This is a genomic window from Cellulomonas sp. HD19AZ1, from assembly GCF_004535805.1.
Lineage (GTDB): Bacteria > Actinomycetota > Actinomycetes > Actinomycetales > Cellulomonadaceae > Cellulomonas > Cellulomonas iranensis.
In genome coordinates this window covers 696,019-718,267 of the sequence record NZ_SPHX01000001.1, presented here as the reverse complement: position 1 = coordinate 718,267, position 22,249 = coordinate 696,019, and the positions used below count along the sequence as shown (strand labels likewise).

21 protein-coding genes and 1 tRNA gene are annotated in these 22,249 nt (G+C 72.4%); 9 read left to right on the top strand and 13 right to left on the bottom strand.

All coding sequences use genetic code 11. The annotated features are described in order from the left end of the window. Positions 1-20: 20 nt before the first annotated feature. The 3 genes from E4A51_RS03260 to ald form a co-directional block, all read right to left on the bottom strand. On the bottom strand, positions 21-1,352 hold the full coding sequence (locus tag E4A51_RS03260) for a M20/M25/M40 family metallo-hydrolase (protein WP_134850843.1): 1,332 nt from the start codon (positions 1,350-1,352) through the stop codon (positions 21-23). Then, the gene (locus E4A51_RS03255) at positions 1,349-3,436 is read right to left on the bottom strand and encodes a M3 family metallopeptidase (RefSeq protein WP_134850842.1); all 2,088 of its coding nucleotides are present in this window, start codon (positions 3,434-3,436) and stop codon (positions 1,349-1,351) included. Before E4A51_RS03255 ends, E4A51_RS03260 begins: the two co-directional genes overlap by 4 nt. A 97-nt stretch (positions 3,437-3,533) precedes the next feature. Then, positions 3,534-4,667 carry an alanine dehydrogenase gene (ald, locus tag E4A51_RS03250; protein WP_134850841.1) on the bottom strand — a complete coding sequence of 378 codons (1,134 nt, stop codon included), beginning with the start codon at positions 4,665-4,667 and terminating at the stop codon, positions 3,534-3,536. A 156-nt stretch (positions 4,668-4,823) separates the two neighbouring features. On the opposite strand from ald, the gene E4A51_RS03245 reads away from it, so the two are divergent. The 6 genes from E4A51_RS03245 to E4A51_RS03220 all read left to right on the top strand — a co-directional run bounded on the left by E4A51_RS03245 (position 4,824) and on the right by E4A51_RS03220 (position 9,153). After that, positions 4,824-5,339 (top strand): Lrp/AsnC family transcriptional regulator, encoded by a 516-nt coding sequence (locus tag E4A51_RS03245; protein ID WP_070320115.1) that lies wholly within the window; start codon positions 4,824-4,826, stop codon positions 5,337-5,339. Further along, positions 5,336-6,118, top strand: coding sequence for a fructosamine kinase family protein (locus tag E4A51_RS03240; protein WP_240696354.1), 783 nt, complete (start codon positions 5,336-5,338; stop codon positions 6,116-6,118). Before E4A51_RS03245 ends, E4A51_RS03240 begins: the two co-directional genes overlap by 4 nt. 104 nt (positions 6,119-6,222) lie before the next feature. Continuing rightward, a complete protein-coding gene (locus tag E4A51_RS03235) occupies positions 6,223-7,056 on the top strand; it encodes a matrixin family metalloprotease (RefSeq protein ID WP_167748803.1) in 834 nt (277 codons plus the stop codon). A 127-nt stretch (positions 7,057-7,183) separates the two neighbouring features. Then, positions 7,184-7,825 (top strand): alpha/beta fold hydrolase, encoded by a 642-nt coding sequence (locus E4A51_RS03230; protein WP_087509457.1) that lies wholly within the window; start codon positions 7,184-7,186, stop codon positions 7,823-7,825. Between the two features lie 108 nt (positions 7,826-7,933). After that, entirely contained in the window at positions 7,934-8,563 is a 630-nt protein-coding gene (locus E4A51_RS03225) for a ClpP family protease (RefSeq protein WP_087509459.1), read from the top strand. Then, a complete protein-coding gene (locus E4A51_RS03220) occupies positions 8,560-9,153 on the top strand; it encodes a ClpP family protease (protein WP_046528531.1) in 594 nt (197 codons plus the stop codon). Before E4A51_RS03225 ends, E4A51_RS03220 begins: the two co-directional genes overlap by 4 nt. Before the next feature lie 89 nt (positions 9,154-9,242). Here the strand turns inward: E4A51_RS03220 and E4A51_RS03215 are convergent, their stop codons facing one another. From E4A51_RS03215 to E4A51_RS03205, 3 genes are all read right to left on the bottom strand, one after another. After that, positions 9,243-9,845: a helix-turn-helix domain-containing protein gene (locus tag E4A51_RS03215; RefSeq protein WP_134850839.1), complete on the bottom strand. Its 603-nt coding sequence runs from the start codon at positions 9,843-9,845 to the stop codon at positions 9,243-9,245. A 125-nt stretch (positions 9,846-9,970) separates the two neighbouring features. Further along, positions 9,971-11,227, bottom strand: coding sequence for a DNA polymerase IV (gene dinB, locus E4A51_RS03210; RefSeq protein ID WP_134850838.1), 1,257 nt, complete (start codon positions 11,225-11,227; stop codon positions 9,971-9,973). A gap of 171 nt (positions 11,228-11,398) precedes the next feature. After that, positions 11,399-12,718 carry an AI-2E family transporter gene (locus tag E4A51_RS03205; RefSeq protein WP_082740173.1) on the bottom strand — a complete coding sequence of 440 codons (1,320 nt, stop codon included), beginning with the start codon at positions 12,716-12,718 and terminating at the stop codon, positions 11,399-11,401. Between the two features lie 180 nt (positions 12,719-12,898). Here E4A51_RS03205 and E4A51_RS03200 point away from each other — a divergent pair. After that, positions 12,899-12,981: transfer RNA gene (locus E4A51_RS03200), tRNA-Leu, on the top strand. Here E4A51_RS03200 and E4A51_RS03195 read toward each other — a convergent pair. After that, complete coding sequence (locus E4A51_RS03195) at positions 12,963-13,637, bottom strand: recombinase family protein (RefSeq protein ID WP_206119940.1); 675 nt, start codon at positions 13,635-13,637, stop codon at positions 12,963-12,965. The genes E4A51_RS03200 and E4A51_RS03195 overlap by 19 nt on opposite strands. Further along, positions 13,634-14,176: a hypothetical protein gene (locus E4A51_RS18515; protein ID WP_206119939.1), complete on the bottom strand. Its 543-nt coding sequence runs from the start codon at positions 14,174-14,176 to the stop codon at positions 13,634-13,636. Before E4A51_RS18515 ends, E4A51_RS03195 begins: the two co-directional genes overlap by 4 nt. Positions 14,177-14,524: 348 nt before the next feature. On the opposite strand from E4A51_RS18515, the gene E4A51_RS03190 reads away from it, so the two are divergent. After that, entirely contained in the window at positions 14,525-14,932 is a 408-nt protein-coding gene (locus E4A51_RS03190) for a hypothetical protein (RefSeq protein ID WP_134850836.1), read from the top strand. A gap of 25 nt (positions 14,933-14,957) precedes the next feature. Here the strand turns inward: E4A51_RS03190 and E4A51_RS03185 are convergent, their stop codons facing one another. From E4A51_RS03185 to E4A51_RS03175, 3 genes are all read right to left on the bottom strand, one after another. Next, entirely contained in the window at positions 14,958-15,755 is a 798-nt protein-coding gene (locus E4A51_RS03185; protein ID WP_206119938.1) for an HNH endonuclease, read from the bottom strand. A 72-nt stretch (positions 15,756-15,827) separates the two neighbouring features. Then, positions 15,828-16,460 (bottom strand): ribonuclease D, encoded by a 633-nt coding sequence (locus E4A51_RS03180; protein WP_134850835.1) that lies wholly within the window; start codon positions 16,458-16,460, stop codon positions 15,828-15,830. 13 nt (positions 16,461-16,473) lie between these two features. After that, complete coding sequence (locus E4A51_RS03175; protein ID WP_134850834.1) at positions 16,474-17,244, bottom strand: hypothetical protein; 771 nt, start codon at positions 17,242-17,244, stop codon at positions 16,474-16,476. A 462-nt stretch (positions 17,245-17,706) separates the two neighbouring features. Here E4A51_RS03175 and E4A51_RS03170 point away from each other — a divergent pair, with 462 nt between their 5' ends. Then, the gene (locus E4A51_RS03170; RefSeq protein WP_134850833.1) at positions 17,707-18,300 is read left to right on the top strand and encodes a recombinase family protein; all 594 of its coding nucleotides are present in this window, start codon (positions 17,707-17,709) and stop codon (positions 18,298-18,300) included. Positions 18,301-18,703: 403 nt separating this feature from the next. Here E4A51_RS03170 and E4A51_RS03165 read toward each other — a convergent pair whose 3' ends face one another. After that, positions 18,704-21,490, bottom strand: coding sequence for a DNA methyltransferase (locus tag E4A51_RS03165; RefSeq protein ID WP_240696353.1), 2,787 nt, complete (start codon positions 21,488-21,490; stop codon positions 18,704-18,706). Positions 21,491-21,867: 377 nt separating this feature from the next. Further along, positions 21,868-22,236 carry a DUF2200 domain-containing protein gene (locus E4A51_RS03160; RefSeq protein WP_134850832.1) on the bottom strand — a complete coding sequence of 123 codons (369 nt, stop codon included), beginning with the start codon at positions 22,234-22,236 and terminating at the stop codon, positions 21,868-21,870. Between the last annotated feature and the right edge of the window lie 13 nt (positions 22,237-22,249).

Sequence of the window (22,249 nt, the reverse complement as noted above, 5' to 3'; positions counted from 1 at the left end):
CCGGGGCCGTCGGCGCCGGCTCAGCAGCTCGCGAGCAGCCGGTCCAGGACGCGCGTGCCGAACACGAGCGCGTCGGCGGGGACGCGCTCGTCGACGCCGTGGAACATGCCCGCGAAGTCGAGGTCGGCGGGCAGGCGCAGCGGCGCGAAGCCGTAGCCCGTGATGCCCAGGCGGGACAGCGACTTGTTGTCCGTGCCGCCCGAGAGCATGTACGGCAGCACGGTGGCGCCCGGGTCCTCGGCGACGACGGCCGCGACCATCGCGTCGACGAGCGCGCCCTCGAAGGGCACCTCGAGCCCGGTGTCGCGCACGAGGTCCTCGGCGCGCACGTGCGGGCCGAGGAGCGTCGCGAGCGTCGCGTCGAACTCCTCGGAGCGCCCGGGCAGGAACCGTCCGTCGATCGACGCGGTCGCGCCGCCGGGGATCACGTTCTCCTTGTACCCGGCTGCGAGGCGCGTCGGGTTGGTGGTGTGCCGCAGCGTGGCGCCGACGAATCTCGACGCCGGCCCGAGGGCGTCGACGAGCGCGTCGACGCCCTCCGGGTCCTCGGGGTCGAACGGCAGGCCCGTGAGGTCCGCGACGCCCTCGAGCAGCGCGCGCACGGTCGGCGTGAGCTCGAGCGGCCACGCGTGCTCGCCGATGCGCGCGACGGCCGCGGCGAGGTGCGTCACGGCGTTGTCGGTGTTGACCTGGCTGCCGTGGCCCGCACGCCCCTGCGCGACGAGCCGCAGCCACGCCAGGCCCTTCTCGGCGGTCTGCAGCAGGTAGACGCGCCGCCCGGCGACGTCGACCGAGAACCCGCCGACCTCGCTGACGGCCTCGGTCGCGCCGGCGAACAGCTCGGGCCGGTGCTCGACCGCCCAGTGCGCGCCGTACCGGCCGCCGGCCTCCTCGTCGGCGAACATCGCGAGCACGACGTCGCGCGCGGGCCTGCGCCCCTCGCGGACCATCTGCCGCACGACCGCCAGGACCATCGCGTCCATGTCCTTCATGTCGACCGCGCCGCGGCCCCACACCAGGCCGTCGCGCAGCTCGCCCGCGAACGGGTCGACCGACCAGTCCGGCGCGTGCGCCGGCACGACGTCGAGGTGCCCGTGCACGACCAGCGCGGGGCGCGACGCGTCGGCGCCCTCGAGGCGCACGACCACGTTCGCGCGGCCCGGTGCGCTCTCGAACAGCTCGGGCTCGAGGCCGACGTCCTGCAGCAGGCCGACGACGTACTCCGCGGCCGCGCGCTCCCCCGGCCCCGTGCCGTCGCCCGGGTTGGTGGTGTCGAAGCGGATCAGCTCGCGGCACAGGTCGACGACCTCGTCCGCGGCGGTGGGCACGGCCCCCGGCGCAGCCGCGGTCACGCCGACGCCCCCGTCAGGCCGCGACGCGCGAGCAGCGGCGCGATGTCGGGCGCGCGGCCCCGCAGGTCGGCGAACGACCGCAGCGGGTCGATCGACCCGCCGCGCGCGAGCAGCCGGGTGCGGAACGTGTCGCCGTTCTCGCGGCGCAGGCCGCCGTTCTCGGCGAACCACTCGACGGTGTCGGCGTCGAGCACCTCGGACCAGATGTACGCGTAGTACCCGGCCGAGTAGCCCGACCCGAAGACGTGGTTGAAGTACGTCGTGCGGTACCGCGGCGGCACCGGCGCGTACGCCAGGCCGACTGCCTCGAGCGCGGCGGCCTCGAACGGCTCGACGTCGTCGACGTCCGTCGGCACCTGCTCGGGCGTCAGGCGGTACCACGCCTGGTCCAGCAGCGCAGCGGCCAGGTACTCGGTCGTCGCGAAGCCCTCGCCGTCCTGGCGCGCCGCGAGCAGCGTCTCGACCCACTCCTCCGGCATCGGCTCACCGGTCTCGTGGTGCACCGCGAACGACCGCAGCACCTGCGGGTCCCACGCCCACATCTCGTTGACCTGCGACGGGTACTCCACGAAGTCGCGCGGCACGTTCGTGCCCGACTGCGACGGGTACCGCACGTGCGACAGCAGCCCGTGCAGCGCGTGCCCGAACTCGTGGAACACCGTGATGACCTCGTCCCACGTGAGCAGCGTCGGCTGGCCCGGCGGCGGCTTCGGCACGTTGAGGTTGTTGACGACGACCGGCGCGTCGCCCAGCAGCGTGGACTGCTCGACGAACGAGTTCATCCACGCGCCGCCGCGCTTGGCGGGGCGCGTCCACCAGTCGCCGAGGAAGAGGCCGAGGCCGCTGCCGTCGGCGTCGAACACCTCGAACACACGCACGTCGGGGTGGTACCCGACGAGGTCGTGCCGCTCGGAGAACGTCAGCCCGTACAGCAGGTTCGCGGCGTGGAACACGCCGTCGGCGATGACGTGCTCGAGCTCGAGGTACGGCCGCAGCGCGGACTCGTCGAGCGAGCGGTGCTCCTGCCGGACGCGCTCGGCGTAGTACGCCCAGTCCCAGGGCTCGAGCGTCGCGCCCGGGTGGTCGGCCCGCAGCGCGGCCTCGAGCTCCGCGCCCTCGGCGCGCGCGTTCGCGACGGCCGCGGGCGCGAGCCGCGCGAGCATCTGCGCGACCGCGTCGGACGACCCGGCGGTCGCGTCGGCCGCGACGTACGCGGCGTGGTGCTCGAAGCCCAGCAGACGCGCGCGCTCGGCCCGCAGCCGCACGAGCCCCAGGAGGGTGGCGCGCGTGTCGTGCTCGCCGCCCGCGCCGCGCGTGAGCGACGCGGTCATGACGCGCTCGCGCAGGCCGCGGTCGCGCAGCGACGACAGCACCGACTGCTGCGTGGGGAGCTGCAGCTCGAGCAGCCACGCGCCCTGGTGGCCGCGCGCGGTCGCGGCCTGCGCCGCGGCGTCGCGCGCGTCCTGCGGGAGCCCGTCGAGCTCGGCCTCGTCGGTCACGAGGACCGCGGCGGCGTTGGCCCCCGCGAGCAGCAGGCGCCCGAACGCCGCGTCGAGCGACGTGATCTCGGTGTTGATGGCGCGCAGGCGCTCCTGGTCGGCCTCGGGCAGGCCGACGCCGGCGCGCGCGAACCGGCGACGCGTGCGGTCCAGCAGCCAGGCCGTGTCGGGCTCGAGCGCCGTGCCGTCGGCCTCGAGCCGGGCCGCGAGCGCCTCGACGCGCGCGTGCAGCCGCGCGTCGAGCCAGATCGCGTCGGCGTGCGCGGCGAGCTCGGGGGCGAGCTGCTCCTCGATCTCCTGCAGCCCGGGCGTGGACTCGGCGCCCGACTGCACGTAGAACGCGGACGCCGCGCGCGTCAGCAGACGACCGGTGCGCTCGAGCGCCTCGAGCGTGTTCTCGACCGTCGGCTCGGTCGGGTCGGTGGCGATCGCCTCGACCTCGGCGAGCTGCTGGGCCATGCCGGCGCGCACGGCGGGCAGGTAGTGCTCCTCGCGCAGCACGCGGAAGTCCGGCAGGCCGTACGGCAGGTCGGACTCGCGGGCGAACGGGTTGGCGGGGTCGAGCGGCAGCGCGTCGGAGGTCATGGCCCCATCGTCACAGATCGCGCGCACGGTCCGGGGCGGCCGGGCGCCGCGCGTCGTGCGGCGCGCGCGGCCCCGGACCGGACCCGTGGGGCGACGGTCAGCGCGCACCCGAGGCCGCGGCGGGCAGGACGTCGGCCGGCGGCGTCCACACGTACCCGTGCGCGTGCGCGACGGGCGCGTGCAGCAGCGCGCCGGCGTGCGTCGTGAGCCCGCCCGCGAGCGCGGCGTCGGCCGTGACGGCGGCGCGCCAGCCGCGGTCCGCGAGCGCCGCGAGGTACGGCAGGGTCGCGTTGGTGAGCGCGTGCGTCGAGGTGACGGGCACGGCGCCGGGCATGTTCGCGACGCAGTACAGCACGGAGCCGTGCACGCGGAACGTGGGGTCGTCGTGCGTCGTGGGGCGCGTGTCCTCGAAGCAGCCGCCCTGGTCGACCGCGACGTCGACGAGCACGGACCCTGCCCGCATGCGGGACACGAGGTCGTTGCTCACGAGGCGCGGCGCACGGGCACCGGGGAGCAGGACCGCGCCGACCACGAGGTCCGCGTCGAGCAGCTCGCGCTCGATCGCCCACGCGGAGGACGCGAGCGTGCGCACGCGCCCGCCGAACAGGTCGTCGAGCTCGCGCAGCCGCGGCACCGACAGGTCGAGGACCGTGACGTCGGCGCGCATGCCGACGGCGATCTGCGCGGCGTGCGTGCCGACCACCCCGCCGCCGAGCACGACGACCTTGGCGCCGTCGACGCCGGGCACGCCGCCGAGCAGCACGCCCCTGCCGCCCTCGTTGCGCATGAGGTGGTACGCGCCGACCTGCGTCGCGAGGCGCCCGGCGACCTCGCTCATGGGCGCGAGGAGCGGCAGCGAGCCGTCGGGGAGCTGCACGGTCTCGTACGCGACGGCCGTGGTGCCGGCGGCGAGCAGCGCGTCGGTGCCGGGGCGGTCGGCGGCCAGGTGCAGGTACGTGAACAGCGTGAGGTCGTCGCGCAGGTACCCGTACTCCGCCGCGACGGGCTCCTTGACCTTGCAGACGAGCTCCGCGGCCCACGCGTCGGCGGCGGTGGGGACGATGCGCGCGCCCGCGGCGGCGTAGTCGGCGTCGTCGATCGCGGAGCCGGCGCCGGCGCCGGTCTCGACGAGGACCTCGTGCCCGGCCGCGACGAGGTGCTGGGCACCGGCGGGCGTGAGGGCGACGCGGTACTCGCGGTTCTTGGTCTCGCGCGGGATGCCGACCTGCATGGGGCTGCTCCTGTCGGTGACGTCCCGCGGGCGGGACGGGCGGGTGGCGGCGCGGGGCGCCGCCGCTGGGGCGGGCGTGATCCCCGTCACGTTCGAGTGTGAAGTTCGTCTGTTGCCGACGCATGACGACGGGATGATCTTCGGTAACGTCGCCTCATGAGTGCCGAGGATTCGTCGGTGGTGCCCGGCGGTGCGCGTGAGCGCCGAACACCGTTCGGCGTCCTCGACGACCTCGACCGTGCGCTGCTGCGCGAGCTCGAGCGCGACGGCCGCATCTCCAACAAGGACCTCGCCGCCCGCGTCGGCGTCGCCCCCTCGACGTGCCACGCGCGGGTCGCCGCGCTGCGGGCCCGGGGCGTGCTGCGCGGGTTCCACGCGGACGTCGACCCCGACGCGGTCGGCCGGGGCCTGCAGGCGATCATCGCGGTGCGGCTGCAGGCCGCGGCCCGCGCGCGGCTCGGCGCGTTCGCGCGCACCCTGGCGGCCCGCCCCGAGGTGCGCGACGTCTACCTGCTCGGCGGCACCGAGGACGTCATGCTGCACGTGGCGGTGCACGACTCGCGCGCGCTGCGCGCGTTCGTCGTCGAGCACCTGAGCACGCGCCCCGAGGTCGCGCACACGCAGACGAGCCTGGTGTTCGAGCACGTCCACGCCCCCACGACGGCGGTGTGAGCGTGCCGCGCGCGGCCCACCGCAAGCAGCGCGTCGACGCGCCCGCCGGGTTCTTCGCGTGCGAGGCGGCGGGCCTGCGGTGGCTCGCCGCCGCGGGCGGGGCGCGCGTCGTCGAGGTGCTCGACGTCGGCGAGCACCACCTCGACCTCGTGCGCCTCGACCCGGTGGCGCCCACCGCCGCGGCCGCGCACGCGTTCGGCGCCGCCCTCGCGCGCACGCACGACGCCGGCGCGCGGGCATTCGGCGCGCCGCCCGACGGCTGGTCGGGCGACGCGTGGTTCGGCCCGCTCGACCAGCCCCTCACGATGACGACCGGCGAGCACGCGACGTGGGGCGCGTTCCTCGCCACGGAGCGCCTGGACCCGGTCGCCGCGACGCTGCGCGACCGGGGGCTCACGACACCCGCGGACGACGCGGCGTTCGCGCGGCTCGCCGACGCGCTGCGCGACGGCCGCTGGGACGACGACGAACCGCCCGCGCACGTGCACGGCGACCTGTGGCAGGGCAACGTCGTGTGGACCGCCGACGGGGCGACGCTCGTCGACCCCGCGGCGCACGGCGGCCACCGCGAGAGCGACCTCGCGATGCTCGCGCTGTTCGGGCTGCCGCACCTCGACGCCGTGCTCGACGGCTACCGCGGCGCGCACCCGTTGCGCCGCGGCTGGCAGCACCGCGTCGGGCTGCACCAGCTCTACCCCGTCGCGGTCCACGCCGTGCTGTTCGGCAGCGGGTACGTCGAGCACACCCGACGCCTGCTGCACGCCGCGGCGGAGCGTTGACGGTCCTGCCACACCACCCGTCCGGTCCTGTCGCCGGGTCGACGCGCGTGCCACGCTCGGGCACGACCCCCGCCCCGGGGACGTCCGCGCCGGGAGGTCGCCAGGTGTCGTTCGGAGCCGTGCCGCCCACCGCGGACGAGATCCGGCGCGCCCTGGGCCCCGCGCCCGTGCGCCGGTCCCGCGTGCCGGCCCTGCTGACGACCGGCGCGCTGCTCGTCGCCGTCGCGCTCGGGGTCTCCTGGTGGGCGCGCACGTACGGCCCGGCCGCGCGGCCGCCGGCCGGTGTCGAGGAGATCCGCACACCCCTCTCGGCTCCCCCGCTGGTCCCGGCCGGCTCGGGCGCGTACGCGTTCCTGCAGACGCAGGACGACGGCTCGTCCCCCGTCGCGTGGAGCCCGTGCCGGCCGATCCACTGGGTGCTGCGCCCGTCCGGTGCGCCGGACGGCGGCGACGCGCTGCTCGCCGCCGCGTTCGCGGACGTCGCCGCCGCGACGGGCCTGACGTTCGTCGCCGACGGCCCGACCGACGAGGCCCCGGCCGACGAGCGCGACGTGTACCAGCCCGACCGGTACGGGCGGCGGTGGGCACCCGTGCTCGTCGCGTGGTCCGACCCCGGCGAGCACGCCGCGCTCGCCGGGACGGTGGCCGGCAGCGCGGGCGGCACGTCGGTCACCGCCGACGGGTACGCCGTGTACGTGAGCGGTCAGCTCGTGCTCGACGCCCCGCAGATCGCCGACCTGCTGACGTCGCCGAACGGCAGCGCGGTGGCGCGCGCGGTCGTCACGCACGAGCTGGCGCACGTCGTGGGCCTGGCGCACGTCGACGACCCCGGCCAGCTCATGCACCCGACCGCGGACGTCCGGCAGGTCGCGCTGGGACCGGGCGACAGGGAGGGGCTCGCCCTGCTCGGCGCGGGCCGGTGCGCCCCGCACCTGTGAGGACGCACGCCTGTGAGGACACCGTGCAGGAACCGTGACGCGCACCACCTTCCCAGGTTCGCCGCGTAGCCTCCCTCGCGGACACCGCCCCCGACCTCCGCAGGAGCCCGTCATCGCCAGGCCCATCGTGCTCGTCCACGGCACCCGCACGTCGTCGGCGATCTGGTCCCCGCAGGTCGACGCGCTGCGCGCCTCCGGGCACCCGACCCTGGCCATCGACCTGCCCGGGCACGGCACACGGACCGCCGAGCGGTTCACGCTCGAAGGCGCGCTCCGCGCGATCGACGACGCCGTCACGACGTGCACCGAACCGCCCCTGCTGGTCGGCCTGTCGCTCGGCGGGTACACCGCGCTCGCGTACGCCGGCCGGTACGAGCAGCGGATCGCGGGCGTCGTGCTGGCCGGCTGCTCGACCGAGATCCGCGGCAAGCCCGTCTCGCTGTACCGCCGCGCGGCGCACCACGTGACGCGCTGGCTCGGCCTCGGGCAGGGCACGTGGCACGTCGTCACCGACATGCTGACGGCGTTGGCGGGGTACTCGCCGCTGACCGACCTGCGCCGCGTGCTGCTGCCCGTGTGGCTCGTGAACGGCGCCCGCGACCCGCTGCGGCTCGACGAGCGTCGCTACCTGCGCGCCCGGCCCGGTGCCCGGCTCACGGTCGTGCCGCGCGCCGGCCACGACGTGAACTCGCACGCACCCGCCGCGTTCAACCGCGTCCTGCTGGACGCGCTGCGCGAGCTCACGCACCGCACGCCGCAGCCCGTCTGACCCGCCCGCCGCACCCCTGCGGTGCGGGCCCGGCGACGCTGCCGACGGCGGATCCGCCCACGGCAGCACCGACCCCCACGGCGTGCGCGGCGCACGCAGGGTGGGGACATGACCACGCAGACCCGATCCAGCGCCTTCGACGACGAGCTGCTCGCGCGGCTCGCCCACGACCGCGTCCTCGTCCTGGGCACCGCGCTCGACGAGCACGTCGGCAACCGCCTGTGCCACCAGCTCGTGCTGCTCGCGACCGAGGACCCCACCGCCGACATCACGCTGTGGATCAGCTCGCCCGGCGGGTCCGTCGCGGCGATGCTCGCGATCCACGACGTCATGCGGCTCGTCCCCAACGACGTGCGCACCGTCGCGGTCGGCACGGCCGCGAGCGCGGGGCAGTTCCTGCTCTCGGCGGGCACGCCCGGCAAGCGGTTCGCGCTGCCCCACGCGCGCGTGCTGCTGCACCAGGGCTCCGCCGGGATCGGCGGCTCGGCCGTCGACGTCGAGCTGCAGGCCGACGAGCTGCGCCACACGCGCGACACCGTGCTCGGCCTGATCGCGGAGCACACGGGCCAGAGCGTCGAGCGCGTGCGTGAGGACTCGCTGCGCGACCGGTGGTTCACGGCGCAGGAGGCGCTCGCGTACGGGTTCGTCGACGCGGTCGCGGAGCGGCTCGCGGACGTCCGGCCGTCGGGCACGCTGCGCGGCGTCGTCGGCATCGGCGGGACGGGGTTCGGCGCATGAGCGGCTACCTGGTGCCGAACGTGCTGGAGCGGCACGGCGCCGTCGAGCGGTCCGTCGACGTGTTCAGCCGCCTGCTGTCCGAGCGGATCGTCTACCTCGGCACCGAGATCGACGACGGGGTCGCGAACGTGCTGGTCGCGCAGCTCATCCACCTCGAGGCCGAGTCGGCGGAGCAGCCGATCCGGCTGTACGTGAACTCGCCCGGCGGGTCGCCGTCGGCGATGCTCGCGGTGTACGACGCGATGCAGTACGTGCGCCCCGCGGTCGAGACGATCTGCGTCGGTCAGGCCGCGTCGACCGCGGCGGTGCTGCTGGCGGGCGGCGCGCCGGGGCGGCGCGCGGTCCTCGCGCACGGCCGCGTGGTGCTGCACCAGCCGTCGACGCGCGGCGAGGGCACGATCCCCGACCTCATCCTCGCGGCGGACGAGGTGGTGCGCGTGCGCGGCCAGCTCGAGGAGGTGCTCGCGCGGCACACCGGCAAGGACGTGGCGACGCTGCGCCGCGACACCGACCGTGACCTGGTGCTCACGGCGGAGCAGGCGGTCGCGTACGGCATCGCGGACCACGTGCTCGCGTCGCGCGACGCGTGAGGGCGGCGGCGTCCGGGGCCGCCGGGGGTCCCGGACGCCGACGTGCGGCCTCGCCGCGGCGAGCGGCGCGTCAGGCGGCGAGCAGCGCGTCAGGCGGCGAGCAGCACCGCGGCGGCGGGCGCCGCCGGTCCGGCGCCGCTGAGCACGTCCACGGTGGGGCCGTCGGTGAGGACGACGTGCAGGGCCCGGAGCGACGCGTCCCCGGACGACGCGGCCCCCGACCGCGCGTCCCCGAAGGGCGCGGGGGCCGTGGCGTCGACGACGGCCCCGTGGAGCACGAGCGCGCCCGGCTGGACGTCCCTGCGGTCGTCGAGCGGCTGACGGTCGAACGCGCGGCGGGCGTCGTCGCGGGCGCCGTGCCCGCGGCCGTCGTGGTCCCGCTCCGTCCTGCTCGGTGCACGGTCGCGCGTGGTGCGTGCGTCGGCGTCGAGCGCGGTGGCGATGCCGTGCGCGAGGTCGACGAGGGTCAGCCCGAGCGCGTCGGTGAGCGCGGCGAGCACCTCGGAGGACGGCTCCTTGCGTCCGCGCTCGACCTCGGACAGGTACTGGGGCGAGAGCCGCGCACGGGCGGCGACGTCGACGAGGCGCAGCGCACGCTCCTCGCGGGCGGCCCGCAGGAGCGCGCCGATCGTGCGCCGCCACGACGACGGGTGGCGGTGCACGGGCGTGAGCGTCACGGCACGGGGCTCCATGGGCCGAACCTAGCGACGCCCGCCGCCGCACGCGGGTCGATCCGCTGACGGCAGAACGCCGTCAGCGGGACTCCGGGGGCGGCGCCTCGCCGCCGCGGTCGGCCGTCGTCCGCGGCGGCGGTGGATCACCGGTCCTTCTCGGCGAGCTCGCGGAACTCGTCCGGCACCGTGTGCAGGCGCGGCATCGCGGCGGGCAGGTAGCCGACGGCGTGGGCACCGAACCGCGCGCGCACGGCGTCGACGGAGCGGTCGACGGCCCAGCGCGCCGCGCCGTGCTCGGAGCCGGGGCGGCGCGGGTCGTCGGGGTGCAGCGCGAGCTCGAGCTGCAGCGCCTCCTGCTCGACGATGCCGGTGACCGACACCGCGAGCAGCGTGATCTCGACGTCGCGGCCGGGCTGGTCACGGATCGCCTGCCACGCGAGCTGCTCGGCGACCTCGGTGAGGGTGAGCGTCGTCGCGACCGGGCCCGGCAGGGTCAGCGAGCGCGTGACGGACCGCATGCCGGGGAACCGCACCCGGACGGTCACGGTGCGCCCGGCGCGGCCCTTCGCGCGCAGCCGCCCGGCGACCCGGTCCGCGAGGTGGCTGAGCACCTCACGCACGAGCGCGGGCGTCGCGACCTGCCGCCCGAGCGCCGACTGCGCACCCACCGACCGCGCGCGCCCGGCCCCCGCGACGCGGCGCGGGTCGTCGTTGTGCGCGAGGGCCGACATGCGTGCGCCGGTCGCGTGGCCGAGGATCCGCTCGACGGCGTCCGACGGGGTGCGGGCGAGCTCGCCGATGGTCGTGATGCCGCGCTCCGCGAGCCGCTCGCGCGCGACGGGCCCGACGCCCCACATGAGCCCGACGGGCAGCGGGTCGAGGAACGCGCGCTCGCGCTCGGGCTCGACGACCACGAGGCCGTCGGGCTTGGCGACCTGCGACGCGATCTTGGCGAGATGCTTGGTGCGTGCGACGCCCACCGAGATCGGCAGGCCGACCTCGGCGCGGACGCGGCGGCGCAGCAGCGCCGCGATCTGCGCGGGCGGCCCGAACAGGTGCGTCGAGCCGGAGACGTCGAGGAACGCCTCGTCGATCGAGATCCGCTCGACCGCCGGCGTGACGTCGCCGAAGATCTCCATGACGCGGTCGGCGAGCGGCTGGTACTCGCGGAACCGCCCGGGCACGAACCGCAGCGCCGGGCACAGCCGCGCGGCCCGCCACCCCGGCATGCCGCCCGCGACGCCGTACGCCTTGGCCTCGTACGACGCGGCGAGCACCACACCGCCCTGCGCGCTGCCGCCGACGGCGATGGGGCGGCCGCGCAGCGTCGGGTCCAGCAGCTGCTCGACCGACGCGTAGAACGCGTCGAGGTCGGCGTGCAGGATCGTGGCCCCGGACATGACCCGAGACTACTCGAACACCTGTTCGACCGACAACGCCCCAACACACCCGCCCCCACCCCCGCCCGCCTGCCGAGCGCGGGGTTCAGCCGGTCACGGGGCGCGAGAAGCGGCCGAACCCCGCGGTCGACCGGTGCGAGAGGGTCGAGGCCGAGGGGGTACCGGGCGGGGTCAGGTCGACGAGGCGGCGGGTCCGCCGTCGGGCGTCCGGGAGTCGGCGGGACCGGCGGTCGCGGGCTCGCCGTCGGCCTGCGTGGCGACGACCCGCTCGCCGCGAGAGTCGTTCGTGGAGTCGCCACGGACGCCCTCGTCGCGCGCGTCGTCGGCGTCGTCCTCGCCCTCGTCCATCGGCGGGTCGAGCGTGCGCAGGTGCGAGTAGACCGCCCACGCCACGGCGACCAGCGGCACCGAGATCACGGCGCCGAGGATGCCCGCGGTGAGCGTGCCGGCGGTCACCGCGAGCGCGACGACCACGGGGTGCAGGGACACCTGCTTGCCCATGATGAGCGGCTGCAGCACGTGCCCCTCGAGCTGTCCGATGAGCGCGATCCCGACGCCCACGAAGACGGCCGACCACAGCCCGTTCGCGGCGAGCGCGACGATCATCGCGACGACCATGGCGGCCGGTGCGCCGATGAGCGGGATGAACGCGCCGATGAACACGAGCACCGCGAGCGGCGCGGCGAGCGGCACGCCCATGATCGTGAGCAGCGTGAACGCGAGGATCCCGTCGGTGAACGCGATGATCACGGTGCCGCGGGTGTAGCCGGAGAACGTGTACCAGCCGGCCGCTCCCGCGGTCATCCAGGTCTCGCGGTTGCGGGCGGGGAGCTGGTTGAGGAACCACGTCCACATCGACGACCCGCGCGCCAGGAAGAAGATCGTGCAGAAGATCGCGAGCGCGAGCGCGGTGAACCCGACGGCCACGGAGCCGGCGCTGGCCGCGGCCTGGCTCGCGAGGTCGCCCGCGTGCTCCTGGACCCACTTCAGCCCGTTGTCGATCCACTCGGCGATCTGCTCGTTCGTGATCGTGAAGGGCAGCGACCCGCTCTCGAGGTACTGGGTGATCTGGTTGATGCCGCTCGCGAACTGCTTGCTGAGGTTGTCCCACTGCGTCGCGATCGAGTACCCGACGTACGTGAGCATGCCGAGGAAGAACAGGATCCCCGCGAGCAGCGACAGCGCCGTCGCCAGGCCGCGCGGCATCACCCGGTCCATGACGTCGACGAGCGGCCGCAGCACGGCCGTGAAGACGAGAGCGAGGAACACGGCGACGAACAGCAGCGTGACGCGCGACGTGGCGTAGAACACGACGACCACGGCCGCGAGCACCACGAGCAGCCGCCACGAGACCCCCGCCGAGCGGCGCAGCCACCGCGGGGCCGTCTCCTCGTGGCCCGTGACGGCCGCGTTGCGCCGCCCGCCGGCGACCTTGCGTGCCGCGGGGCTGATGGCCCCGGCCGCCGAACGGGCCCCTGCTGCCTCGCCCATGCCCTGGACCTCCCGCCCGTCGTGAACGCCGTCACGTGCAGTCTGCCCCCGGCGGCGACCTGCGGCCCGACGACCCGCCCACGTGGTGCGGGCCTCACGCACCGGTGCGAGGACCACCCCCGCACCGTGGTATGTTTTCTGCCGCGCCGAGGCGCCCGGAAGGGCACTCGACGACCACCTGTCCGGGTGGCGGAATGGCAGACGCGCTAGCTTGAGGTGCTAGTGCCCGCAAGGGCGTGGGGGTTCAAGTCCCCCTCCGGACACGGCCAGCGACACGACTCAGGTCGGCAGTCGCTGAGACGACCTGGGCCTGCGGCTGAAACTCCAGCCGCAGGCCCATCGTCGTGTACAGGGCCCCGCGCTCGTCATCTGTTGCTTCGGCCAGCGCGGATGCGATCCCACCGAGTTCCTCGATGAGCGCCGCGATCTCACGAGCCGTGAACGGGCGTGCCGGGCGCGCGACAGCGGCGATCTCCGCGCGGACCGTACCGTGCGACCAGCCACGTGGGTCGCGGTGGGTGTTGCGCGCAGGGTCGTACGCCGATGGGGAGGGGATGCCGTCGTCGGTGAGCCGCTGCGCGATGGCACGGAAGCCGTCGCCGGCCACGTAGAGGTCGAAGATGCGCCCCACGTGAGGAGCAGTCACAGGATCGGGCTCCAGGCGGTGCGCGCGTTGCCCTGCCGCGGCCTTCGAACGGTTCGGGTGTGGCCCGGCGTCGGCGAGCGCGTAACCGTACGGAGGGCGGCCGCCGAGGTGCCGGTCCGTGGTAGCAGCGAGTTCGTGCATCGACGTCTTCGTGCGCGTCTTGACTCGGTTCCGCTCACCCTTCGCCATGCCGCCGAAGAGGCCCATGCCGATTTCGTGCGCTTCGGAGTCAGGGTCGACCTGTCCGCCGACCTCGGGCACCCACAGCGTCACGCCGTGGTGCGTGAGGAGCGGGAAGGTGAGGCCGAACAGGTTGCCGTAGAAGGCGCGTTGCGGCTCGCCGACGACGATGCCGTCGAAAGAGCGTGCAGGCCTGAGACCGGCTCGCAACGCTCGTTCGCTGCGACCAGGAAGGCGCTGTAGTCGGAGGCAGTGTCGGCGTTGTAGGAGACGAACTCCTCCAGCCCGTATGCGGTGAAGTCAAAGTAGTCGTCGGCTTGCAGGCCGGCGTCCGCCATGACTGCGGGCGGGTACCCGTCCCACAGCAGATCGAAGGCCGCTGCGGCCGGAACGTTGACCGGGTAGAGCGTCTCGTCGATGACAAGCCACCCGGTGCGGTGGGCCGTGCTGCGCGCGAATGCTCCATCGCCGGCGTAGACCACGGAGACGAGCACGCCACGCCCTTTCGGGTTCTCCATCGCGGCCAGGTCATCTCGCGTCAGCAGGTCGAGGAGGTTGTTCCCGGCACCCCCTTCCTCGCCCCAGATCGGGGCCTCGGCGGGGCGGTCACGGGCCGCCAGCACGAGATTCACTGCCGCTTCCAGCTCCGGTGACTCGACGCACGGTGTCGGCGCAGGTGTTGCCTCAGCCGGAGGAGGCCCAGAGCATCCCGCAGCGCACACCACCGCCAGGACGCCTGCTGTGATTACGGGGCGTCTCATGGTTCGCGACGCTACTGCGCGAACGCGTCCCGGGCGGGTCATTCCCCGTTCCGAAGACGACCAGCAACTGATCGGGTGGTGTCACGCACTCGCCTGGCGGCTGTCCCGAATGCGACCGCGCGTGACCTCGCTGGCATCGTCTGGCCCGGTAGCGTCGAAGCAACAGACGGCGAAGGGGGCATCGTGCAGCTGAGGAGGTTGTCGAGAAGAGCACGAGGGGTGGCAGCCACCACCGCACTCATCGGTGGTGTACTCGGCGCATCGGGTTGCTCGTTTGAACAGAAGGTCGATCCGACGGTGCCGCTGGTCGACGTCACCTTCACGGACGTCCGGGCCGGGTTCGCGGCCGACGACTACGCGATCGGGTCGAGTGCGCGCGGGGTCACCGACGGTGTCGGTTCGAGGCTCACGATCAACATCAACGTCACGAACGCGAACGGTGTGGTCATCAACCCGAAGGCCGTCATCACCTACGCCGACGGGACGACCGACACCTGCCAGGAGACCGACCTGCGCCGCCTTCCGAACCTACAGGCGTCCACAACATCATGGGATCTGCCGTGCGGCGACGACTTCCCCGAGGACATCTCTGGCGCGAGCGTTGTGGTGACGGACGACTACGAGTGAGCGGGGGCCTTCCCCACGTCGGCGCTCAGCCGTCGCGGTTCATCGCCCGCGCGTAGTACGAGTCGGGGCCGTAGCCGCCGTCGTAGTCCGGCGGTGCCGGGGCGTCTTCGGTGAGGGCGTCAGCGATCTCGTCGACGATCTGCGCCCAGGTCATCCCCCGGAGCGCGGTCGCATCCAGACCGGCCTCTTCCGCCCGAGCGAGTAGCCGTGCCTTGCGTGCAGCCCGCCGAGTCCTCCAGACCTTGGGCCACTCGACCTCGTCGTCACACAGCAGCGCAGGGTCCTCGAACGTCACCCGCGTCAGGATGTGCTCACGCACCGGATCCAGCGGTGGTAGCTCGGCCTCATCGACGTCGGTGGGCATTGCGTCGGCCTGCGGCATCTGGAAGCCGCCCGGCCCGAACACGACCGCGTCGGTCTTCGCTGTGTGGCAGGACTTGCACAGGTACTGCAGGTTGCTCGGATCCGGTGAGTGCCCCGCGATGTGATCGACCTCAGCGCCGGGCTCGCTGCACTTCTCGCACCGGCCTCCGGCGCGCTCGATCACGAACGCCCGAACCTTAGGTGGAACCCTGCGGGTCTCGGCCTGGTAGCCGCCCATGACCAGCATCGCGAGCCTGACGTGCGCGGTCCGCAGCACTTCGGGGTCGTCAAGCCGGTCCCGACAGGTGACCCTGCGCATCCACCGGACGGTCTCAGCGGCCTCCGCGCACCACGAGGAGCAGAAGAGTCCTGCGATCTCTTCGGGGATCGGGCGCAGGCAGTTCGCACACGCGTCATCCACGAACGCGCGCGTCAGACCATCCAGAACCGGTAGGTGCACGCGAGCACCGTACCGAGATGGCCGGGGCCCAGGGTGCTCGATCGAGCTCCGGCCGGTCGGGAGCCGTCAGCCTCAGTACTCGAAGACGTCCCCGACGCCGAGGGTGTCGAGCTTCGCTCGGGTCGGCAGGTACTCGAACGAGGCTTCGAGCATGTCGGCGACCCCTCGTGCGACGGCTCGTTCGCGGAGTTCGGTGAGGAGCGGGACGAGGTAGCGCACGTCGTTCGCGGCGTACGCGAGCTGCTCGCGGGAGAGGTCGTGGGCGGACCAGTCCGACACCTGCTGCGTCTTATCGATCACGACCCCGAGCAGGCGCTTCAGGGTCGGCTTGAGCGAGTACATCTCGCTGGCGAGGCCCGGCTCGACGACCTTCGCTGCGACCTTGGTGCACGCGATGGATGCGGGTGCGACCTGCCAGGTCTGGACTAGGAACCGCAGGTCGAACGGTGCGTGATGGAAGACCTTGGTGACGGTGCCGTCCGAGAGAAGGTCGATCAGGCGGTCGGGACGGTCGCCTGGACCCACCTGGACGATGGCTACCGAAGAGTGGGTCGCCAGCTGGATCGTGCGGATCTGGTCGGTCCGCCAGTCCAGGCCTGTCGTCTCGATGTCGCACCCGAGCGACTCGACCGTTCGCGCGTGCTTGAGCCAGTCATCGTCGATGTCGGCACGCCGTACCACGACGTCTTGCTTGATCGCGGCCATGTGGGACTGCCTCCTACCGAAGAGTGCTCTGGGCGCAGATGGCGTCGATCTCCTGTCGCACGAAGGCGAACAGTTCACCGCCTGCCAGGACCCAGGTTGGCACAGAGGTCCGACGTTCCCGACCGTGCGAGTACAGCGTGAGCACCGCTCGGCCGTCGAAGCGGTAGGCGCTGAACAGCGCGTCACCTGCTCTGACGTACACCTCGACCACTCCTCCGCCCGGCTGAGCGAGCGACTTGTACTCGGTGATCGCCTCGTTGATCTTCGCTACGACCGACTCCGGGGTGGTGTCGAAGCGTTGGGCGAGGTTGCTCATCGTCTGCGGGTCGTCCGGGTCCGGAAGGAACACCCGGATGCGGGAGTCCTTCGCTCTCGCGACGCGTTCGAGACGCTGCCGGTGCGTGTTGCGCCACGTGTTCGCGTAGGCCACGACGATGTCGATGTGGGCTGCACCTTCGAACAGGTCGCTCCACTCGACGTCGTCGAGGTACTGGTCGGTCACGCGCGTGATCCCGGACTCAACGACGTCGGCGGAGAGTTTCGCCTTCGCGAGCACCTCGGTCGCAAAGGATCGCCGCCCGAACAGGTCCCACACGACCGTGAGCAAGCCGGACGCGACGAGCAGCCCACCTACCTGGCCTAGGAACGCTTCCCAGGTCCCCTCCGCCCAGCGCTGCACGGACAGGTACATGAGCACGAGCCCGACGACGAAGATCGCGCCCGCGATCAGGACTGTCGCCAGGGAGGTGACTTTGCTCTCGATGGGCTGCCGCTTCCTGCGCACGTCCTGAACGTAGGGCCCGCGCATCTGCGCTGGTGTGAGCCGCGCCGGATGCGGGGCTGGAGTGGCGGTGGACCGAGGACTCAGCATGCGGTCCACCGCCACCGATCAGCCCTTGCCGAGCGTGGAGCCGGCCTTCGACTTCGCGCCCTTGCTCGAACCGCTCGACGCGAGCGTCGACCCGGCCTTCGACAGCGCAGCCTTCGACGGCTTGCCCATGTCCTCACCTCCCTCCCCGTGGGGGTCCGACACCAACGACGGTAGGGCGAGGGTCCGACATCGCGTTCCCACAAACGACCGGTTCTGCGACGCCGCTTCCGGCGACGTCGGCTGAGCGTGCGGGCGTGTGCCACAAACGCCTCCACAACCACCCGTGTGGCTTAACCTCCCTCGACCGTTTTTGACGCACCGGTGCGGTGCCGGTAGACCGCGGGGTAGACCCACCCGGCGGCATCAGGAGGACGGATGGCCCAGCTCGGCTACGCACGCGTCTCGACCCGCGACCAGGATCCGACCCGGCAGCACGACGACCTCGCCGCTGTCGGCTGCGACCGGGTGTGGACCGACGCCGGGGTGAGCGGCACGACGACGAGCCGGCCACAGCTCGACGCGCTCCTCGACTACGCCCGCGACGGCGACACGATCGTGGTTACCGAGCTCAGCCGCCTCGGGCGCACGGTTCGGCAGCTCGTCGTTCTCGTCGACGACCTCGGTGCACGTGGGATCGGCGTCCGCAGCCTCACCCAGGCGATCGACACCACCCCCGGCCAGGGCGGCGGCATCGGCACCCTGCTCTTGAGCCTCTTCGCTGCGCTGGCCCAGCTCGAGCGGGAGGTTCTTGTGGATCGCACGATGAGCGACCTCGCAGCGGCGCGTGCACGCGGCCGGGTGGGTGGTCGCCCGACGGTGCTCCCGCCAGACAAGTTGGCTGCCGCTCACGCACTGCTGGCTGCCGGCACACCCAAGACCGAGGTCGCCGCCGCCCTCGGCGTATCACGCTCGACTGTCTACCGCGCCATCGAGCGCGAGCGGGTCGCCATGACGGCTGGTGTCCGATGACCACGCCGGGGCAGATCGGGCCGTACTCGCTCGCACAGGTTCGGGTCGCCGGCGAGGACGAGACGCTCATGTTCGAGGCCGTGCTGCTCTGCGACGGGCAGCCGATCGCGGTTGTCAGCAACAGCGGTACGGGCGGCTGCCACATGTACAGGCCGCTCGACCGGGACGGCTGGGCGGCGATCAGGACCTTCGAGGAGTACGTAACCGAGTGGGGTCGCCAGCAGACGCCGGCGGTCCGGTTCGAGCCGAACGACGCCCTCGTCTACGAACTCATCGACGACTGGTGGGACGGACAACCGATCTACCAGCGATCGAGCGGGCGGTGGCGGCCCTCGTGTACTGCACTCGTCGTGCACACATTCGGGCAGCTCGCTCCCATTCGTCGCAGTGCTTTCAGGCTCTCTCAGCGACGGCCAGGGGTGAGCCGCAGTTCCGGGGGTCGGGTGGACAGCCTTGCGTGTGCCGTGAACAGGGCCTTCAGCCGTGCATCCGTATCGGCTCCGCCACGGAGGCTGAAGGCCCGGTCGACCGCTGCATCTAGCGAGTGATGCGCGCGCAGCAAACCCGGGCTCATGGCGCGGGGGTTGTAGTGCTCCGCAAGGGATCGCTCCGGGTGTTGAGCTCGTGCTTCGAGTACTCCTTGACCTGCCGCGATGATCGAGCCGCGGAGATCGTCAGAGACCTTGGGCAGCGGCAGCGTGTTCCAGACCAGGGTGTTGGCGAAGTTCGGATCCGACTTGAGCCGCCCGCCCACGGTCTTCTGCCACAGGATGAACGCCGCGGACGAGAAGATGGCGAAGGCGAAGCCGTCCGGGTCTTCGCACTTGTAGACCTTGTTGCCTGCGATCACGTTCGGCTGAAGCAGGTCGCAGGTGGCCCAACGCCGGGCCTCTGCGAACACGCTTGGGATCCCGACGTACGACACATCGGGCTGTGAACGCTGCCCGAAGAGGTGCGGGGTCTCGGCCATCTGCCGGGTGGAGGCTGCTCTGCTGGCTAGCCGGAAGTCGCGTACCGCGTCTAGGCGAGCTCTGAGGACGGGGGAGCGCTGGACGTCAGACGGCTCCAGGTCGACGAGCCAGAGGCACCACCGCGGGAGATTGTTGATGAGTTCCTTGCCCATGATGAAGCGGCGCAGGTACTTCGCCGCATACGGATCCGCGGCTACCTCGGTGTGTTCGTCTGGGCCGATGATCAGATGCCCGCCGTCTCGCGGCATGCTGCCCATCGTCACGGCCGGCAACTGCGGAGACAACGGCTCCCTGCGCTGCTCAACGAGCACGTCGGGACCGTCGACGAGGTACGGGTTGATGCGCTCGGACACTGCGTGCCGCTCAGGCTCACCCCGGAGCGTCTTGTAGTCGAAGAGCCACGCCGGCCGACGGGGGTGCTTGTCGAAGCCGACCACGACGCAGTGCACCGCGGCTGCCCCTGGTGCTTCCGAGGTCCACGCGAAGGTGCGATGAGCGAACTTGACGCGCCAACCGGCGTCCAGCACCGGTTTGAACAGCGCGGGGACTGGCTCGCCCTGGGTGATCGAGTTGGTCGAGACGAACGCGAACTCGCCCGCGTAGCCAGGCTTGGCGAAGAGCTGGAGCGCCTTCGCGTACCAGCCGGTGACGTAGTCGAGCCGGCCAATGTCGTCGCGGTGCCAGACGAGTCGGAGTTCGTCGGCTTGCTCGGGTGTCCGAGTTGCGTGACCGAGGAACGGGGGGTTCCCGAAGATGTAGAGGTTCTCCGTGGGAGGCACGACCCCCGTCCAGTCGAGAGTCAGGGCGCTCTCGTTCGCGTGGATCGTGTCGACCTTCTCCAACGGCAGCGTGTCCGGGCCGACGCCGAGTGCGAGCTCCATCGCCTGGTTGGCTTGATGCTCGACGAGGTGGAGCGCTGTGGCCGCGATACGAGCCGGCCACTCCTCGATCTCGATGCCGTGGAAGTTCTCAAGACGCACCGGGAGGTCTTCGGCATCGAACAGCATCCCGGCTGCGGCCTCGCGGCCACCAAGTTCCTGGAGTCGGGTGAGAACCTGAAGGTCGAGTGACCGCATCTCGCGGTAGGCGACGACGAGGAAGTTGCCGCACCCGCACGCGGGGTCAAGGAAGCGCATCTTCCCCATGTCCGTGCGGAGCTTGCGCAGCGCCTTCGCGTCGTGCTGGCTGTGCGCGAAGCGATCCCGGAGGTCGTCGAGGAACATCGGCTCGATGACCTTCAGGATGTTCGTCTCGGTCGTGTAATGCTCGCCCAACTCGCGACGTGCACGCTTGTCCTTCACCGCCTGGAACAGAGACCCGAAGATCGCAGGGCTGATCGCAGACCAGTTGAACTCGCACGCGGAGAGCAAGCGGCCGCGCATCGAGGCGTCGAACGAGGGGATGCTCAGGGTCTCGTTGAACACCCCACCGTTGACGTACGGGAACCGTGCGATCAGCTCGTCGAGGTTGCGCTGACGCTCCTCGGGTCGTCGCGCCATGACCTGGTACAGGAACGAGAGCTGCGAGCCAAGGTCAGCGCCGTCCTCTGCTGTCCGGGTCTCGAGGAACTCGTAGAAGAGGTCCCGCTCCCAGACGCCAGCGTCGTCCGCGTACAGCGCGAAGAGGGTTCGCACCAGGAACACCGACGCCTCATGGTCGGAGTAACCCGTGCCTTCGAGCTCTTCCCAGAGGCCGGCCATGAGCCGCGCGGCGTCGATCGACGCCTGCTCCTGATGCTGGGAGCCGAACTGTCGCACGCCGTACCCGGCGAAGAACGCCAGCCGGTCCGCGTTGAGCGCGAACTCACTGATCGGGAACTCCGCCAGCGGGTCGAACTCCGCCGGCGCGTCAAGGTCGAGCACGCGCATCTGCCGAAAGTCGCTGGTGATCACCCATCGAGGCATCTCGGCGTCGGTGAGGGCGTTGAGGTAGTCCAGCGCCTGGCGCTCGGCCTGCTCGAGGTCTCGCCCGGCAGACTTCATCTCGATGACGGCGACCCCAGGCACCAGGGCGTCGATGTAGCCACGGCCTGCCGTCGAGGCTCGCGTCACACGCTTCTCGTATAGCGCGGCACGTGTCTTCGTGATGCCGTACACCCCGAGCAGGTCTCGGATGAAGCTCTGAGCGTCCTGGCGTTCGTCGCCGGGGGAGTCCTTCCAGTCGAGGGCGAACTGAGCCGCACGGCTTCGGATCTCGTTCAGGGCTAGCGCCTTGGGCATGTTGCCAGGCTATCGGCGCGAGCGTGTCGCCCGTGGCGGGTCACGCTGTTGCCGCCCAGATGGCGGCGGTGCGGCGCATACCGCGTAGGCTGGCCCAGAACTTCCGGGCGATTGCTCGGTACAGGACCGTTGAGACAGCGGACCTGAGGGCGGCGCCGGTACTCCCCGGTGCCGCCCTCAGCGTTTCCGCAGTTCAACGCCTGATCGTGATCACGGTCGACCGTGTCGCTAACGGCCAAGTCCCCCTCCGGACACTCGTTGAGACAGCGACCTGAAGGCCCCTGCACCGCGGAGACGTGGAGCGGGGGCCTTCGTGGTTCCCGCGGTCGTCGTGGTTTCCGGCGTCGCAGCGTCGCGCCCGTCGGGTGTGCCGACCGTCACGCCGCGCCGGCGCCGCTCCCCCGCAGGATCGACGTCATCTTCTTGCCGCGCGCGACCTCGTCGACGAGCTTGTCGAGGTACCGGATCCGCTGCATGAGCGGGTCCTCGACGTCCTCGACGCGGATCCCGCAGATCAGCCCGGTGATGAGCGACGCGTCGGGGTTCATGCGCGGCGCGGCGGCGAAGAACTCCTCGAACGTGACCTCGTCGGCGAGGGCCCGGGCCAGGCCGTCGGCGTCGTAGCCGGTGAGCCACGTGATGACGCGGTCGACGTCGGCCGCGTCGCGGCCCTTGCGCTCGACCTTCGCGACGTACAGCGGGTAGACGCTCGCGACGCTCGTGCCGAAGATGCGGTGACCGGCCATGGTAGTCCTCCCT